General features: G+C 59.0%; 18 protein-coding genes. 7 read left to right on the top strand and 11 right to left on the bottom strand.

What is annotated here, in order from left to right:
- Positions 1-188: 188 nt before the first annotated feature.
- The 4 genes from J5M57_RS06790 to J5M57_RS06775 form a co-directional block, all read right to left on the bottom strand.
- Positions 189-2,021, bottom strand: a complete 1,833-nt coding sequence (locus J5M57_RS06790; RefSeq protein WP_083366672.1) for an ABC transporter ATP-binding protein — start codon at positions 2,019-2,021, stop codon at positions 189-191.
- 88 nt (positions 2,022-2,109) lie between these two features.
- Positions 2,110-2,673 carry a peptidylprolyl isomerase gene (locus J5M57_RS06785; protein WP_207848256.1) on the bottom strand — a complete coding sequence of 188 codons (564 nt, stop codon included), beginning with the start codon at positions 2,671-2,673 and terminating at the stop codon, positions 2,110-2,112.
- Positions 2,674-2,676: 3 nt separating this feature from the next.
- A complete protein-coding gene (locus tag J5M57_RS06780) occupies positions 2,677-3,480 on the bottom strand; it encodes an alpha/beta hydrolase (RefSeq protein WP_207848255.1) in 804 nt (267 codons plus the stop codon).
- Positions 3,481-3,494: 14 nt separating this feature from the next.
- A complete protein-coding gene (locus J5M57_RS06775; RefSeq protein ID WP_207848254.1) occupies positions 3,495-4,418 on the bottom strand; it encodes a LysR family transcriptional regulator in 924 nt (307 codons plus the stop codon).
- A 49-nt stretch (positions 4,419-4,467) separates the two neighbouring features.
- Between J5M57_RS06775 and J5M57_RS06770 the strand changes: the two genes are divergently transcribed.
- The 3 genes from J5M57_RS06770 to J5M57_RS06760 all read left to right on the top strand — a co-directional run bounded on the left by J5M57_RS06770 (position 4,468) and on the right by J5M57_RS06760 (position 6,795).
- Positions 4,468-4,782, top strand: coding sequence for a 3-phosphoglycerate kinase (locus J5M57_RS06770; protein ID WP_207848253.1), 315 nt, complete (start codon positions 4,468-4,470; stop codon positions 4,780-4,782).
- Positions 4,783-5,011: 229 nt separating this feature from the next.
- Positions 5,012-5,611, top strand: a complete 600-nt coding sequence (locus J5M57_RS06765) for an FMN-dependent NADH-azoreductase (protein ID WP_083366667.1) — start codon at positions 5,012-5,014, stop codon at positions 5,609-5,611.
- Between the two features lie 326 nt (positions 5,612-5,937).
- Positions 5,938-6,795 carry a carboxylate/amino acid/amine transporter gene (locus J5M57_RS06760; RefSeq protein WP_083366666.1) on the top strand — a complete coding sequence of 286 codons (858 nt, stop codon included), beginning with the start codon at positions 5,938-5,940 and terminating at the stop codon, positions 6,793-6,795.
- Between the two features lie 90 nt (positions 6,796-6,885).
- Here J5M57_RS06760 and J5M57_RS06755 read toward each other — a convergent pair whose 3' ends face one another.
- Positions 6,886-8,184, bottom strand: coding sequence for a mechanosensitive ion channel family protein (locus J5M57_RS06755; RefSeq protein WP_207848252.1), 1,299 nt, complete (start codon positions 8,182-8,184; stop codon positions 6,886-6,888).
- Between the two features lie 191 nt (positions 8,185-8,375).
- Between J5M57_RS06755 and J5M57_RS06750 the strand changes: the two genes are divergently transcribed.
- Positions 8,376-9,716, top strand: a complete 1,341-nt coding sequence (locus J5M57_RS06750) for a DEAD/DEAH box helicase (RefSeq protein ID WP_064586482.1) — start codon at positions 8,376-8,378, stop codon at positions 9,714-9,716.
- Positions 9,717-9,777: 61 nt separating this feature from the next.
- Here the strand turns inward: J5M57_RS06750 and J5M57_RS06745 are convergent, their stop codons facing one another.
- The 3 genes from J5M57_RS06745 to J5M57_RS06735 form a co-directional block, all read right to left on the bottom strand.
- On the bottom strand, positions 9,778-10,377 hold the full coding sequence (locus J5M57_RS06745; protein ID WP_083366664.1) for a hypothetical protein: 600 nt from the start codon (positions 10,375-10,377) through the stop codon (positions 9,778-9,780).
- 12 nt (positions 10,378-10,389) lie between these two features.
- Positions 10,390-10,974 carry a papain-like cysteine protease family protein gene (locus J5M57_RS06740; protein WP_207848251.1) on the bottom strand — a complete coding sequence of 195 codons (585 nt, stop codon included), beginning with the start codon at positions 10,972-10,974 and terminating at the stop codon, positions 10,390-10,392.
- Positions 10,975-11,236: 262 nt separating this feature from the next.
- Positions 11,237-11,512, bottom strand: a complete 276-nt coding sequence (locus J5M57_RS06735; RefSeq protein ID WP_169841023.1) for a hypothetical protein — start codon at positions 11,510-11,512, stop codon at positions 11,237-11,239.
- Between the two features lie 256 nt (positions 11,513-11,768).
- Here J5M57_RS06735 and J5M57_RS06730 point away from each other — a divergent pair, with 256 nt between their 5' ends.
- Positions 11,769-12,161, top strand: coding sequence for a transcriptional regulator (locus J5M57_RS06730; protein ID WP_083366661.1), 393 nt, complete (start codon positions 11,769-11,771; stop codon positions 12,159-12,161).
- Between the two features lie 77 nt (positions 12,162-12,238).
- On the opposite strand, the gene J5M57_RS06725 is transcribed toward J5M57_RS06730, so the two are convergent.
- The 3 genes from J5M57_RS06725 to J5M57_RS06715 all read right to left on the bottom strand — a co-directional run bounded on the left by J5M57_RS06725 (position 12,239) and on the right by J5M57_RS06715 (position 14,290).
- Entirely contained in the window at positions 12,239-13,108 is an 870-nt protein-coding gene (locus tag J5M57_RS06725) for a DUF6279 family lipoprotein (protein ID WP_083366660.1), read from the bottom strand.
- A gap of 70 nt (positions 13,109-13,178) precedes the next feature.
- Positions 13,179-13,895: a TorF family putative porin gene (locus J5M57_RS06720; RefSeq protein ID WP_064586488.1), complete on the bottom strand. Its 717-nt coding sequence runs from the start codon at positions 13,893-13,895 to the stop codon at positions 13,179-13,181.
- Positions 13,896-14,101: 206 nt separating this feature from the next.
- Entirely contained in the window at positions 14,102-14,290 is a 189-nt protein-coding gene (locus J5M57_RS06715) for a hypothetical protein (protein ID WP_016985943.1), read from the bottom strand.
- A 341-nt stretch (positions 14,291-14,631) separates the two neighbouring features.
- On the opposite strand from J5M57_RS06715, the gene J5M57_RS06710 reads away from it, so the two are divergent.
- Together J5M57_RS06710 and J5M57_RS06705 are read left to right on the top strand one after the other, a co-directional pair.
- On the top strand, positions 14,632-15,468 hold the full coding sequence (locus tag J5M57_RS06710; protein WP_169841021.1) for a S1-like domain-containing RNA-binding protein: 837 nt from the start codon (positions 14,632-14,634) through the stop codon (positions 15,466-15,468).
- 102 nt (positions 15,469-15,570) lie between these two features.
- On the top strand, positions 15,571-15,975 hold the full coding sequence (locus J5M57_RS06705; protein ID WP_207848250.1) for a DUF2177 family protein: 405 nt from the start codon (positions 15,571-15,573) through the stop codon (positions 15,973-15,975).
- Positions 15,976-16,105 lie beyond the last annotated feature (130 nt).

The raw sequence follows: 16,105 nt of genomic DNA, 5'->3' as shown, positions 1-16,105 counted from the left end.
GGCGGTTTCCTGGCGGATAAACACCGTGTGGCGAGGGAGCTTGCTCCCGCTGGACAGCGAAGCTGTCTCAAAACTATCTACGCCGGTAGTGTCAGACTTTCACGGTTGGCGGGTTCTGCGACGGCTGCGCAGCCGAGCGGGAGCAGGCTCCCTCGCTACAAACGCTCACAGATTCGGTTTTTTTGGGGTCAATCGATCCCGACAAACCCCCCGGTCTGGTGCGCCCACAGCCGCGCATACAGCCCGCGGTGAGCCAGCAGTTCAGCATGGGTGCCGCTCTCGGCGATCTTGCCGTTTTCCAGCACCACCAGCCGGTCCATACGGGCGATGGTCGAGAGGCGGTGGGCGATGGCGATCACGGTCTTGCCTTGCATCAGCGTTTCCAGACTTTCCTGGATCGCCGCTTCGACTTCCGAGTCGAGTGCCGAGGTCGCTTCATCCATGATCAGGATCGGCGCGTCCTTGAGCAGCACCCGGGCAATCGCGATGCGCTGGCGCTGACCGCCGGACAGTTTCACCCCACGCTCGCCGACATGCGCGTCGAACCCGGTACGGCCTTCAGCGTCCGACAGCAACGGAATGAACTCATCGGCGCGGGCCTTGTGCACCGCGTCCCACAACTCTGCATCGGTGGCGTCAGGTTTGCCGTACAGCAAGTTGTCGCGAATCGAGCGGTGCAGCAAAGACGTGTCCTGAGTGATCATGCCAATGCGCGCGCGCAGGCTTTCCTGGCCGACTTCGGCGATGTTCTGTCCATCGATCATGATCCGTCCGCCCTCGACGTCGTACAGACGCAGCAGCAGGTTGACCAAGGTCGATTTGCCGGCGCCGGACGGCCCGATCAAGCCGATTTTCTCGCCTGGTTTAATGTTCAGATTGAGGTCGCCGATGATGCCTTTCTTCTTGCCGTAGTGAAAATCCACGTGTTCGAAACGCACTTCGCCACGGGCCACGGCCAGCGGTTTGGCCTGCTCCCGGTCGGTGACGCTGACCGGTTGCGAGATAGTCTGCAGACCGTCCTGGACCATGCCGATGTTTTCGAAGATGCCGGTGACCACCCACATGATCCAGCCGGACATGTTGACGATGCGGATCACCAGGCCGGTGGCGAGGGCGATAGCGCCGACCGTGATCAGCGACTGCGTCCACAGCCACAGCGCCAGCGCCGTAGTGCCGACGATCAGCAAACCGTTCATGGTGGTGATCGCCACGTCCATGCTGGTGACCACGCGGCCGGCCATCTGCGCCTTGACCGTCTGTTCCTCGATGGCTTCCTTGGCGTAGTGCTGTTCGAAGTTGGTGTGGGCGAACAGCTTCAGGGTGGCGATGTTGGTGTAGCCGTCGACGATCCGCCCCATCAGTTTCGAGCGCGCGTCGGAGGCTTCCACCGAGCGTTCTTTCACCCGTGGCACGAAGTAATACAGCGCGCCGATGTAGGCGGCGATCCATGTCAGCAGCGGGATCATCAGGCGCCAGTCGGCTTCGGCGAACAGCACCAGCGAACTGATTGCGTAGATCACCACGTGCCACAGCGCATCCACCGCCTGCACCGCCGAATCACGCAGCGAGTTGCCGGTCTGCATGATGCGTTGGGCGATGCGCCCGGCGAAATCGTTCTGGAAGAAATTCAGGCTCTGCTTGAGCACGTAGCTGTGGTTCTGCCAGCGAATCATGCTGGTCATCCCCGGGCTCAGGGTCTGGTGCACCAGCAGGTCGTGCAGGCCGAAGAAAATCGGCCGCAGTACCAGCGCAACCACCAGCATCCACGTCAGTTCGAGGGCGTGGTCGCTGAAGAAATTCGGGTTGGGCGTGCCCTGCGCCATGTCAATGATGCGGCTCAGGTAACTGAACAGCGCCACTTCGATCAACGCGGCAAACAGGCCGACCACCAGCAGGGCCGCGAAGCTCGGCCAGACTTGTTTCAGGTAATAGGTATAGAAGGGCCAGACACGATCTGGAGGGGACGCCGTCGGAGCGTCGCGGAATATGTCGATCAGTTGTTCGAAACGGCGATAGAGCATCAGATAACCGCCCGGGAGCCGGGCTCTCCTTTTATCGGTGTGAACGGCGTGAGGTCGAATTCACGCCGCTCGAAGCGCCCTGTACAGCTTAGTCGATGACTTTGGCCGACTTGATGATCACAGGGTCGGAAGGCACGTTTTGCATGCCGCTTTTGGTAGTGGTTTGCGAGTTGACGATGATGTCGACCACGTCCATGCCCTTGACCACTTTGGCGAACACCGCGTAACCGGCATCACGACCTGGGTCGAGGAACGCATTGTCAGCCACGTTGATGAAGAACTGGCTGGTGGCCGAGTCAGGGTTGGAGGTGCGCGCCATCGACAAGGTACCGCGAACGTTATGCAGGCCGTTGCTGGCTTCGTTCTTGATCGGTGCCTTGGTTTCTTTTTGCGACATTTGCTGGGTGAAACCGCCGCCCTGAGCCATGAAGCCCGGGATCACGCGGTGGAAAATGGTGTTGTTGTAGAAGCCGCTGTTGACGTAATCCAGAAAGTTTTTAGTACTGATCGGTGCCTTGACCGGATCCAGTTCGATTTCGATCTGACCGTTGGTGGTGTCCAGCAATACGTGCGGTGCCTTGGCCGGGGTGGCAGCCATCAGGTTGGCAGCAAACAGCACGGTACCGGCGGCGAGGGCGAGTTTTTTCAGCATGGGTCAGTGATCCTGAGATTGAGTATCGGCTGCGGCGAGAAACTCCAGCAGCGTTTGGTTGAAGCGTTCGGGTTGATCGAGCGGGGTGGCGTGGCGCGAATCGGCGATCACCACCAGCCGCGCATCGGGCAGCAGTTTTACATAGGTTTCTTTCAGCGCTACCGGCGTGTAGTCACGGTCGGCGCTGACGATGAGGGTTGGACAGGTCACCCGGGAAAGTCGTTCCTGAACGCCCCAGCCAACAATCGCATCGAAGCTGGCGAGATAAGCACGTTTGTCGTTTCTTGCCCAGCGTTCGGCCATTTTCTGCCGCAGATCGGCCTGTTCGGGTTTCGGAAAAAGTTTGCCGCCCAGTGCTTTGCCAATGGTGGCCAGGCTGAGCACGCGCATCAGGCTCCAGCGCTTGAACCACTGCCAGTAATCGTCGCGGCTGCGGATTTTGACTTCGGGGGCGCTGTTGACGATGGTCAGGCTCTTGAGCATTTGCGGCTGATCGACGGCGAGCTGAAAGCCGATCATCCCGCCCATCGACAGCCCGACGTAGTGCACCGGGCCGAGGTTCAGGTGCTCGATCAGCGCCAGCAGATCAGCACTGAAACCGGCGATGCTGTAGCGCTCGCGAGGTTTGTCCGAGCGACCGTGACCGCGTATGTCCGGGACGATCACCCGGTAATGGGCTGACAGCGCCGGGATCTGCATTTCCCAGTCCAGGGTGCTCGAGCCGAGCCCGTGAACCAGCAGCAACGGCGTACCGTGGCCATATTCCTCGTAGTGCAGGTTGCAACCTTCATGCTCGAAATACGCCATCGGTGAACTCCGTGTCAGGCTTGTTCAGGGGCGGCGAACGGTGCGTCCAGCGGCAAGGTGTCGAAGGTGCGCAACAGTTCGATGAGGATTTGTGTCGCCGGGCCCAAGGGTTTGTCCTTGTTCGAATACAGATAGAAGCTCGGGTTGCGGCTGCCGCCCTGATCCAACGGTAGCAGCTTGAGCGAACCTTCTTTCAATTCGCGTTCGATCATGTGTCGCGGCAGCCAGGCAAAGCCCAGACCGCTGCTGACGAACGTGGCGGCCGTGGCGAGGCTGCCGACGGTCCAGCGCTGTTCGGCGCCGAGCCAGCCGACGTCGCGCGGTTGCTGACGCCCGGAGTCGCGGATCACCACCTGCATCTGGGTTTCCAGGTCCTGGAAGCTCAGTTCGCGGTTGAGCCGATGCAGGGCATGATCCGGGTGGGCGACGGCGACGAACTCGACGTCGCTCAATTCCGCACCGAGGTAGCCGGGAATGCTCAGGCTGGTGATCGCCAGATCGGCGACCCCTTCGAGCAAGACTTCCTCGACACCCGACAGCACTTCTTCGCGCAGACGCACGCGGCAGCCGCGACTCTGCGGCATGAACGCGGTCAGCGCCCGGACGATACGGGCGCTCGGGTAGGCCGCATCAACCACCAGCCGCACCTCGGCCTCCCAGCCTTGCTCCATGTGATGGGCGAGGTCTTCCAGTTGGCTGGCCTGTTTCACCAGTTGCCGCGAGCGACGCAGCAGCACGCCACCGGCTTCGGTGAGCACCGCCTTGCGCCCGTCGATGCGCAGCAACGGCACGCCGAGCTGGTCCTGCATGCGGGCGACGGTGTAACTCACCGACGACTGCGAACGGTGCAAGGCCTCGGCGGCCTGGGCGAATCCGCCATGGTCGACCACCGCCTGCAATGTTCGCCATTGATCAAGGGTCACGCGGGGCGCTTTCATCAATAGCTCCTCTTGTCCTAAGCTGGCCGTCCCTCATGGAGACTGGCGAATGAAAAAATTCTGTTGTGTGGTGTTCGCGCTGTTGCCGCTGACGGCGTTTGCTTACCCGATCGATGTGCAGAAGAACCTCGATGGCGTGAAGATCGACTACGAAACCTATGCTACCGACAAGGACATCGGCTCCATAAAAGTCACCAACTTCGGTGAAGTCGACGCGAACTGCAAAGTCGTTTTCAACAATGGTCCGGAAGCACCGCGTACGCGCAACATCGAAGTACCGGCCGGCAAACACAAAAATGCCACCGCCAAGTTCTCCCGCGAGATCATCAGGCTGAGGATCGATCTGACCTGCAACCCGAAATAACGGCGATCCCCTGTAGGAGTGAGCCTGCTCGCGATAGCGGTGTGTCAGTAACCCTAATGTGTCTGACACACCGCTATCGCGAGCAGGCTCACTCCTACAAGGGTACGTGTCAGCATCTAAACGAATTATTCGATGCTTTGCAGCAATTATTTGCGCTTTTTCATCGATTCGACTCTGTTTAACCTTCACTCCATCGACCTACAACATTCTCGGATGGAGACTACACACCATGTCCCGCGTTCTGATCATCGAAAGCAGCGCCCGCCAGCAAGACTCGGTTTCCCGTCAACTGACCCAGACCTTCATCGCTCAGTGGAAAGCGGCGCATCCCGACGATCAGATCACCGTGCGTGACCTCGCCGTGAACCCGGTTCCGCACCTGGACATCAACCTGCTGGGCGGCTGGATGAAACCTGCTGAGCAGCGCAATGCCCTTGAGCAATCGTCGCTGGACCGTTCCAACCAATTGACTGATGAGTTGCTGGCCGCCGACGTGCTGGTGATGGCTGCGCCGATGTACAACTTTGCGATCCCGAGCACCCTCAAGGCCTGGCTCGACCACGTACTGCGTGCCGGCGTGACCTTCAAGTACACCGAAACCGGCCCGCAAGGCCTGCTCAGCGGCAAGCGTGCCTACGTGCTGACCGCTCGCGGCGGCATCTATGCCGGCGGCCCGGCGGATCACCAGGAACCGTACCTGCGTCAGGTCATGGGCTTCATCGGCATCCACGACGTGACCTTCATTCACGCTGAAGGCATGAACCTGGGCGGCGACTTCCAGGAGAAGGGCCTCAACCAGGCCAACGCCAAACTGTCCCAGGTCGCTTGACATGTTAATCGCCAGATAATCGCTGGATGGTCTAGTGAGCTGGCGCAACCCCTTCAAGGCTCTACGCGCATCGAACCTCCCTTTGCACTTGTTGCTCCTGAGTGCTGTAGCCCGATTGAACGCTTTAGCGAGATCGGGCTTTTTTTTGCCCGGAAATTCTGTAGCTCACACCCAACCCTTTGTAGGAGCTGTCGCAGGCTGCGATCTTTTGATTGAAAAAAACAAGATCAAAAGATCGCAGCCTGCGGCAGCTCCTACAGGGGATTTGTGTTGGTTGCAGGATGTAAAAAACGCTATCGTCGCCGCCATTCGAAACAGAGGCGACCATGGGCTATCTACTTTTTGTCACGCTGATCCAGGCGTTTTCCTTCAGTCTGATCGGCGAATACCTCGCCGGGCATGTCGACAGTTATTTCGCAGTGCTGGTGCGTGTGGTGCTGGCCGGGCTGGTGTTCATCCCGTTGACCCGCTGGCGCTCGGTAGAGCCCGCCTTCATGCGCGGCATGCTGCTGATCGGCGCGTTGCAGTTCGGCATCACCTACGTCTGCCTGTACCTGAGCTTCCGCGTGCTGACGGTGCCGGAGGTGTTGTTGTTCACCATCCTCACGCCCTTGCACGTGACACTGATCGAAGATGCGCTCAACCGCCGTTTCAACCCATGGGCGCTGGTGGCCGCGCTGGTCGCGGTAGGCGGTGCGGCGGTGATTCGCTTCGACAGCATCAACCCAGACTTCTTCATGGGCTTCTTGTTGCTGCAACTGGCCAACTTCACCTACGCCGCCGGGCAAGTGCTGTACAAGCACCTGGTGGCGAAACACCCCAGCAACCTGCCGCATTACCGGCGTTTCGGCTTCTTCTACCTCGGCGCACTGGCGGTGGTGTTGCCGGCATTCCTGCTGTTCGGCAAAGCCAACTTCCTGCCGGAAGCGCCGCTGCAGTGGGGCGTGTTGCTGTTTCTCGGGCTGGTCTCGACAGCGTTGGGGATGTACTGGTGGAACAAGGGCGCGTGCATGGTCAACGGCGGCACGTTGGCGGTGATGAACAACCTGCATGTGCCGGTGGGGCTGCTGCTGAACCTGTTGATCTGGAATCAGCATGAGGAACTGGGGAGGTTGTTGCTGGGCGGTAGCGTCATCCTCGCCGCCGTATGGATCAGCCGATTGGGCATCCGACGCACCGCATAACCCGGTGTAGGAGCTGCCGAAGGCTGCGATCTTTTGACGTTAAAGATCAAAAGATCGCAGCCTTCGGCAGCTCCTACAGGAGAATTGGGGTTACAGGAGGTGTTTCTGTGGCTCGGGAATGCTGGCCGAGCCGAGCACCGCCGGCAACAACCCCGAGCGCAAATCCCCACCACTGGGCTGCTGATACAGGCTCAACCCGAACTCCGGCAGCACCGCCAGCAGATAGTCGAAAATATCCCCCTGAATCCGCTCATAGTCGGCCCACACCGTGGTCGTGGTGAAGCAGTAGATTTCCAGCGGAATGCCCTGCGCCGTGGTCTGCATCTGCCGCACCATGCAAGTCATGTTCGGCTGCACCTCGGGGTGGCTCTTCAGGTACGCCAAGGCATAGGCGCGGAAGGTGCCGATGTTGGTCATACGCCGGCGGTTGGCCGACATCGCCGCGACGTTGCCCTGCGCCGCGTTCCACGCCTTGAGCTCGGCTTTCTTGCGGCCCATGTAATCGGTCAGCAGGTGCACCTGGGAGAGCTTTTCTTCTTCATCGTCGCGGATGAAACGCACGCCGCTGGCATCAATGAACAGGCTGCGCTTGATCCGTCGCCCGCCGGACTGCTGCATGCCGCGCCAGTTGCGGAACGATTCGGACATCAGGCGCCAGGTCGGGATCGACACAATCGTCTTGTCGAAATTCTGCACCTTGACCGTGTGCAGGGTGATATCGACCACATCGCCATCGGCGCCGACTTGCGGCATCTCGATCCAGTCGCCGACCCGCAGCATGTCGTTGCTGGTCAGCTGCACGCTGGCGACGAACGACAGCAACGTGTCCTTGTAGACCAACAGAATCACCGCCGACATCGCACCCAGACCGGAGAGCAGCAACAGCGGCGAACGGTCGATCAATGTGGCAACGATGATGATCGCGCCAAACACGTACAAGACCATCTTCGCCAGTTGCACATACCCCTTGATCGAGCGGGTGCGGGCGTGTTCGGTGCGCGCGTAGATGTCCAGCAGCGCATTGAGCAGGGCGCTGACCGACAGCAGCAGGAACAGGATGGTGAACGCCAGCGCGACGTTGCCAAGGAACGTCATCGCGGTTTTGCTCAGTTCCGGCACCAGGTGCAGGCCGAACTGGATCACCAGCGACGGGGTCATCTGCGCCAGGCGCTGAAACACTTTGTTGTGGCGGAAGTCGTTGATCCAGTGCAGCGCCGGCTGACGCCCGAGCATGCGACTGGCATGCAGGATCAGATAGCGCGCCACTCGTCCGAGGACCAGCGCGATCACCAAGAGCAGCATCAGCGCCAGGCCGGATTGCAGGAACGGGTGCTGTTCGAGGGCACCCCAGAGGTCTTGGGCGTTGAGCCAGAGCTGTTTGAAATCCATGTGAGCAACGATTCTTCTGTAAGACGCGATGGGCGATTAGAGCATTTAAGACGCTGTGTATTACCGTTGGAGACAAATCGAGCAACAAAAAAGCCACTGATTACGTCCGTTTGTATAAAGAAACTCGGCCTGAGCGCTCGAAACCGGTAACCTATGCAGCTGTTTTTTTGCATATCTTCGAGGTAGCACCCGTGTTTTCCCAATTCGCCCTGCACGAACGCCTGCTTAAAGCTGTGGCCGAGCTGAAATTTGTCGAGCCAACGCCTGTGCAAGCCGCGGCCATTCCGCTGGCGCTCCAAGGGCGTGATCTGCGGGTGACAGCGCAAACCGGTAGCGGCAAAACCGCCGCTTTCGTACTGCCGATCCTCAACCGCCTGATCGGCCCGGCCAAGGTTCGCGTCAGCATCAAGACCCTGATCCTGCTGCCGACCCGCGAACTGGCTCAGCAGACGCTGAAGGAAGTCGAGCGCTTCTCGCAGTTCACCTTCATCAAGTCCGGTCTGATCACCGGCGGTGAAGACTTCAAGGTCCAGGCTGCGATGCTGCGCAAGGTGCCGGACATCCTGATCGGCACCCCGGGCCGGATGATCGAGCAACTCAACGCCGGCAACCTCGACCTGAAAGAAGTCGAAGTGCTGGTGCTCGACGAAGCCGACCGCATGCTCGACATGGGTTTCGCCGAAGACGTACAGCGTCTGGTCGATGAATGCCCGAACCGTCAGCAGACCATGCTGTTCTCCGCCACCACCGGCGGTTCCGGCCTGCGCGAGATGATCGCCAAGGTGCTGAACAACCCTGAGCACCTGCAGCTCAACGCGGTCAGCCAGCTGAACTCGACCACCCGTCAGCAGATCATCACCGCCGACCACAACCAGCACAAAGAACAGATCGTGAACTGGCTGCTGGCCAACGAGACCTACCAGAAGGCCATCGTCTTCACCAACACCCGCGCCATGGCCGACCGTATCTACGGTCGCCTCGTGGCTCAGGAATACAAGGCGTTCGTGCTGCACGGCGAGAAAGACCAGAAGGATCGCAAACTGGCGATCGACCGTCTGAAGCAGGGCGGCGTTAAGATTCTGGTGGCGACTGACGTGGCGGCCCGTGGTCTGGACGTTGATGGCCTGGACCTGGTGATCAACTTCGACATGCCCCGCAGCGGCGACGAATACGTGCACCGCATCGGTCGTACCGGCCGCGCCGGCAACGACGGTCTGGCGATCTCGCTGATCTGTCACGGCGACTGGAACCTGATGTCGAGCATCGAACGCTACCTGAAGCAAAGCTTCGAGCGCCGCACCATCAAGGAAGTCAAAGGCACCTACGGCGGACCGAAAAAGGTCAAGGCCTCGGGCAAAGCCGTCGGCGTGAAGAAGAAAAAGACCGACGCCAAGGGCGACAAGAAGAAAACCGCCGCCAAGACCCCGACCAAGCGCAAGAGCGCCAACCGTCCGAAGCCGGATTCTCTGGTGAGCGCCGATGGCATGGCCCCGCTCAAGCGCCGCAAGCCGGCCGAGCCTGCGGCTGAGTAAGGCGTTTCGCGACCAATAAAAAACCCGGACAGTGTCCGGGTTTTTTTATGCGCAGCGTTTGTCAGCTTCCCAGTTGTCCGCTGGTGTCCGCGTCAAACCGTTGCTTGGCGCGATCTGCTGCCGGTTTGAGCAGCGCGAGCAGCGCCGTTTCGCTGTACAGCCGCGAGCCGCCCAACTCTTTTGGCGTCGGCTCGATCGGGATCAGCACATCCTCGCCGTCCGCATGCAGCCAGATCGCCACGACGTGCAGGGCCGAGACAAACAGCACGCGCAATTCGACGGTTTTACCCTGCAGTTGCGGCGCCTGTTCCGCCAGTTTCAACGCGCCCACGGTGTCGGCGGCGCGGCTGCCGTGGTTCAGCGAAGCGAACTCGACGTGGCCGCGAACCTCGGCCAGTTGCGCATCGGCAATGGTCACGCCGTCGGCAAACACCAGGTAATGCCAGTCACCGAGGCGTGCATCTTTCAGCCCTTTGCCCTGGCTCAAATCGTCGAGTGTCAGCGAGTAGCCGCGATAAGCCTCGCTGAGGCTGATTTTGGCCGGTGTCGCGTTGGCGAACTGGCGGTTGATACCGAAGCCCTGGTTTTGCAGCGCGGCTTGCAGCACCGGACGCAACGTTTGTACGCCGTTGGAAGGCGCCTTTGGATAAGTCAGTTGCATGATGTCGCCCTCCTAGTTTTTCACGGTGAAGTAAGTGTGAGTCCAGTTGCCGCCGCCGTTGTACGAAGCGGGGAACGCGTTCAGCGCACGGGTCGAGTAACCGTAGATCGAATCGGCGACCAGCACGTAGTTGCCATTGGTGCCGTAGATCACCAGGAAGTGCGCACCGCCGCCGTACCAGGCGCAGCGCAGACCGACCGGGCGGCCCATGTTGATCTGGTTCTGGATGGCCGACATCTGCAGCGAACCCTGATTCATGCCGTTGTAGCTGCGGGTGGTTTGCAGGGCCGAATCCAGATAGCCGTAGACGTTGCACGGCCCCGGCTGACTGCAGCAATTGCGGTCCAGTTGGGTGCTGGCGACACCGCACTGGGTCCAGGACCCGGTGCCGTAGTAGTTGCCGACCGAAGCGGATACGGCCGCCCAGCACCAGTTGGTCTGGGTTTGTTTCTGCATGGTGAAGTTGAGGTTGGCAGCGGCCAGCGCAGCGGTTTGCGCTGTGGCTTCAACCTCGACCAATTGCGGGTCGAGCAGGTGGCCGACGAGGCACCTTGGCAGGCTCTCGCCGGTGAATGATGTTGCTTGAGTAGTTAACATTTTTTCAGTCCTCCATGAATGAAAACAAGCGTCCAGCTTGTGATTGTGTTGCGGTATTGCCGAGTGATCGGTGGTTAACGGTTTTCATCTGCGATGAACAGTGCCGATCTCCTTGCTCGAGGTAACCTTAGTCTGTATATGCATATGTGCAAGAAAATAAATGCACTAATGCATTTTCAAGGTCAAAGGATCGCAGCCTGCGGCAGCTCCTACAGGGATCGTTGTAGGAGCTGCCGAAGGCTGCGATCTTTTGATCTTGCTTTTAGCTCTCGGCTTTTTTCTCAGCCGTCCCCAATTCCTTCAAGCGCTGATCAATCAATTGGCACTTGTCCGGCAGATCGGCGCTGGCCGTGCCCAGATCCATTTTCTGCAACTCGGCGTTGATCTCCTTGGCCTTGGTGGGGTTCTGCTCGGTGAGCTTGGCGACTTCCTTGGCCAGTTGTTCTCGTTTGGCCGTGGCTTCCTCGGGTGTGCAGGCCCAGACGGGCAGGGCGCAGGCGAGGGTGGCGGCGAGGGTGAGCTTGAGCAGGGTTTTCATGGGGGCGGGCCTCCGTTCCGGTTAAGGCGTGTTAATCGGTGGAGGCCTTGGAGCAGCGAAAAGTTCAGTCAGGCTCGCGGTGTCCGGCTTGAGAGCATCTGTGGCAGAAGACTCGGTTGAAGCCGGGTTGACCCCTGACAAAAACCACAGGACCGCCGGTCGTTCGCGGCGTGAAATGCGGCTGAACGGCTGCGGCACGCTCGGGTCACAACTTATGACAGCGCCCTAAATCACGCGCACCGGAGGTTGAATCAGGATGACGACTTATAACTGGGATTTGATTGAACGCTTGCTGCATGAAGTGCAGAACAGTGCTGGCGAAAGTTTCGCTCCTCGAAAATACGCCGAGGACTATGCTGCGGAGAAAGCCAGTGCGGGCGAGCCGATCGAGAATCTGGATCACCTGAAAACGGTGGCCTGTGAATACGAAAAATTGCTGCTGGCCCGTGGATATATCGAACCGCGTCCGGACCATGAAGGCAGCACCGGCAACAATTTTATTCTGACGCCACGCGGCTCAAGCCTGTTGAGCCTGATCGACAGCAGCATTCCCGGCAACGATCATCCACGCCAAGTGCTGGATGAGCAGGAAGATGCGCTGGATGAGACGACGTTTGATGAGGTGGCTTCTAAAGCGCAAATTGCCTGAAAACCAAAGATCGCAGCCTTCGGCAGCTCCTACAGGATTTGTGTAGGAGCTGCCGAAGGCTGCGATCTTTTGATCTTCTATTCCTGCTTTGCTGCCTTCAGACATTTCAAATCATTGAAGTCCTTGCGCACACCCTCAATCTTCTTCAACAACCGCTGACGTTGCTGTGGCGTACTCTCGGCCATCAGATCAACCGCCAGCGCACGCGCCTGCGCCTCGGTGTTGGCGTAGGCCTTCTGGTAATCCGGTGTCCATAAACGCTCGCGGTTGACCAGAAGCGTCTCGATCCGTTGTGGGAATTCTGCACTCTTGCGCTGGGCTACGGCGTTGCTGAATTGCTGCTGCCAGTGCGCGCGGTTGGCGATCCATTGGGTGTTCTGATCGCCCAGTGCCGTCGACCAGGCCATCACCCGCTGTTCCTGAGTGACGCTCAACGGGCCAAGCCAGTCGGTCAGGCGTTTGTCCATGCGCGCACCGCGTTCGGCAATCTGTTGCGCCAAGGGCGGTTTGACGTATTCCTTTTCACGTTTGCGCAGGTCCTTGGCGAACGCGTCATTCATTTCCGCCACCTGTTTGTCGTCCAACCCTTGCAGCAATTCGATGGCCGATGGCGTGATCTGGCGTGCGGTTTCGGCGATGGCTTTTTTTGCTTCCGTGGTTCGCGCCTGCAGCGCCGCGTCGGTCACCTGATTGGTTTCGACCATGCTTTGCAAGCGATCCAGCCAGTCGAGGTAGCCCGGCAATTGCGTGGTGCAGTGCCAGTTCAGGTGTTCCTTGAGGCGCTCGTTGAACCAGTCTTTTTGCTCGCCGGTCATGTCCAGGTAGTCGCCGAGCGTCCACGGAATGATCACGTCGAGGTTGCGGTAGGCCAGGCCGACACGGCTACAGGCGCCAAGGGCGAGGGTGAAGATCAGCAGGGTGGCGAGGTGTTTGAACCAGCGAGACATGAGCGAATCCTTGCGAGGCCTGACGTCTGATTCTTATGTGAACGCAGGAGGCTCCCGGCAGTTCAGCCGATCAATAGAACGCGCGTTCGGCCTTCAGCGTAACAAGACCATCACACTGACTGTTGTGTCCCGAGTAGGCCGAGCAATCACTGCCGCTGAGGTTGGAATTGCTGTAGATCAGGTCGAGATCGACACCCATGAACGGCCGGGAAAATTTCACCGACCAATCGGTAAAGCTGCTGACATAACCACCGTCTACCGACACGGGCGTGTTCAGTTGGTGGGTGGTGTATTTCATGCTGATCCCGATGCCGAACGGCTGATTGCCGCCAAGGTCGGCGAACAGCGTGTTGTTCTGTTTGTCCGGGTCGTTGCTGACGGCCACACCGAAGCGGCTGCCGAGCAGGGTCAGGCCGCCGAACAGCTCCTGGCTGTCGAGCGTGTCCACTTTGGGGTAGCTGTAGTGGATCATCCCGACTTCGTAGCCGAGGGTCTGATCGAAAGGTTGTTTGAAGCCGACGTAGGAATCGATTTCGAGGTTCTTGCCCGGCGTGAGGCCCATGCTGGGGGCGTACTGGCCGACATACAGGCCGCTGTCGTGGCTGAGGTCGAGGCCGCCGTGGAACGAGCCGACTGCCGCTGGCTTGACCAGCCCCTGGGCCATGCTGCGGCTGGGCGTAGTCCCGAGTTTGAGGTCGAAGTCGCCGAGCTCGCGCTGGAAAATCTGCGCGTGCGCCGTCGAACAGGCCAGCAGGCCTACAAGCAATAAACAGGAAGATTTGAGCATGCGTCACTCCATGAACAGCGAGGGCAGGGCTTGAGCCTGCTGAAACGCTTGATCCAGACGCGTGCAAGGATACCGGCGAATGCTCGGCGATGATGGCCGTTCGTCGATTTTCAAAAGATTGATTAAACAGAATCGAGGGGGTTGCGCGGGCGCCAGTCCAGACGCTTCGAAGCTCAAAGCGTCTCAGGACGGGTGTATTACCGGTATTACTTTTTGCCCAGGCTGATCTGCTTGGACGGACCAAACGTCTGGCCGCTGACGCCTTTGGCAATTTGCTGGATTTCACCGCCGGACTTGAGGAACGCTGCGATCTGATCGTTGATCGATTCGCTGGTTTCAACGGCTGGAGCTGGCTTTGCTTTGCTGGTGGATGCTTTTACACGCATGGCGGCCATTAACCTGTAGAAAAGTAACTCGGCCAGGCATCGTACAGGAATCACTTGACAATTGCTTGATAAATATCCCCGGGAATAACTGAGCGGGTGGGTGGATCATGTCCGCTTAATTATTCGAAATATCTCCCTAACCTGCTGTTTTAAATAAGAACATTTATGGGTTGTGGCACTGTGATGTTGCGCTGTCAGCGTCTGCGCTGGACTGACGAGCGGCATCTCGCCGCATGCGCAACCTAGGAAAATCAAGGCCTCGTGCAGATTTTCCCGAACGGGCGGCTCTGGCGCCCGACGTTTGCGGCAAAACCGGGTAGAATGCCGCCACGCAATGAGGGTTTTGGAAAATGGCTTTAGTCGGGCGTTACAACAGTTTGCAAGTGGTTAAACACACTAACTTCGGTTTATATCTGGACGGCGGTGCCGACGGCGAAATTCTTTTGCCCAACCGTTATATCCCTAAAGATATTCCCAGCGAAGATGAAGACTGGCTCAACGTATTTATTTATCTGGACAGCGAAGACAAACTTCTCGCGACCACTGAAAAACCGAAAGTTCAGGTCGGCGAATTTGCCAGTCTGAAAGTTGTTGAGGTCAACAGCATCGGCGTGTTCCTCGATTGGGGCCTGCCGAAAGATCTGTTGCTGCCGTATTCCGAAGAAAAGCGTCAGATGACCGCCGGCGAATACTGCGTGGTACACGTCTATCTCGACAAACACACGCGACGCATCACCGCCACCGCGCGCCTGGATCGCTACCTCGACAAGACGCCGGCGAACTACAGCCCCGGCGAGGAAGTCGATCTGCTGGTGGCCGAAGCCACCGACATGGGCTTCAAGGCGATCATCAACAACAAGCACTGGGGCTTGATCCACAAGAACGAGATCTTCAAGTTCATGCGTTCCGGCATGCGCGAGAAGGGTTTCATCAAGGAAGTGCGCGCCGACGGCAAGATCAGCCTCAGCCTGCAACCGGTGGGTCAGGAAGCGGCCAGCAGCCTGAGTTCGAAGATCCTCGCCAAGTTGCGCGAAAACAATGGCACGCTGGCGGTCAGCGACAAGAGTGATCCAGCGTTGATCAGCAGCCTGTTTGGCGTCAGCAAAGGCAACTTCAAGAAGGCCATCGGTTCGTTGTACAAGGATGGCAAGATTGTCATTCATGCTGATCGCATTGAACTAACCTGAGTGAACGCCGGCCCCATGTAGGAGCTGCCGCAGGCTGTGATCTTTTGCCTTTGAAGATCAAAAGATCGCAGCCTGCGGCAGCGCCTACATGAGGGTTCGCAAATGAAAAAAGCGCTGATCGCCTACATCGCCACTCTGCTGGCGTTTCTGTTGCTAGACGGTATCTGGCTCGGCGTGTTGATGGCGCCGACCTACCGCGAACTGCTCGGTTCGCTGATGCTCGAAAAACCGCTGCTGTTACCGGCAGCGGTTTTTTATTGCCTGTACGTTGTTGGTTGCGTGCAATTTGTGGTGTTGCCGGCGCTGAGCTGGCAACGCGCGGCACGCCTGGGCGCGTTGTTGGGGGTGGTGGCGTACGGCACGTATGACCTTACCAATTGGGCGACGTTGCGCGGCTGGTCGGTGCAGGTGTCGTTGATGGATTGGGCGTGGGGGACGTTTGCCACGGCTGTGGCGTGTACTGTTGGTTTCCTGGCGGCGAAGCGACTGGACAGGTCTGGTCTGTAGTTTTTGTTGAAAGTGCCGGCCTCTTCGCGGGCAAGCCCGTTCCCACAGGGATCGATGTCGTGCGCAAATTCTGAGCTCGACGCCGAATTCTGTGGGAGCGAGCCTGCTCGCGATGGATGGCGCAGCCATC

Origin of the sequence: Pseudomonas sp. 86_A (assembly GCF_017491705.1) — a bacterium.
Taxonomy (GTDB): Bacteria; Pseudomonadota; Gammaproteobacteria; order Pseudomonadales; family Pseudomonadaceae; genus Aquipseudomonas; species Aquipseudomonas koreensis.
The sequence above is the reverse complement of the archived record's forward strand: the minus strand, read 5'-3'. Positions and strand labels throughout refer to the sequence as shown.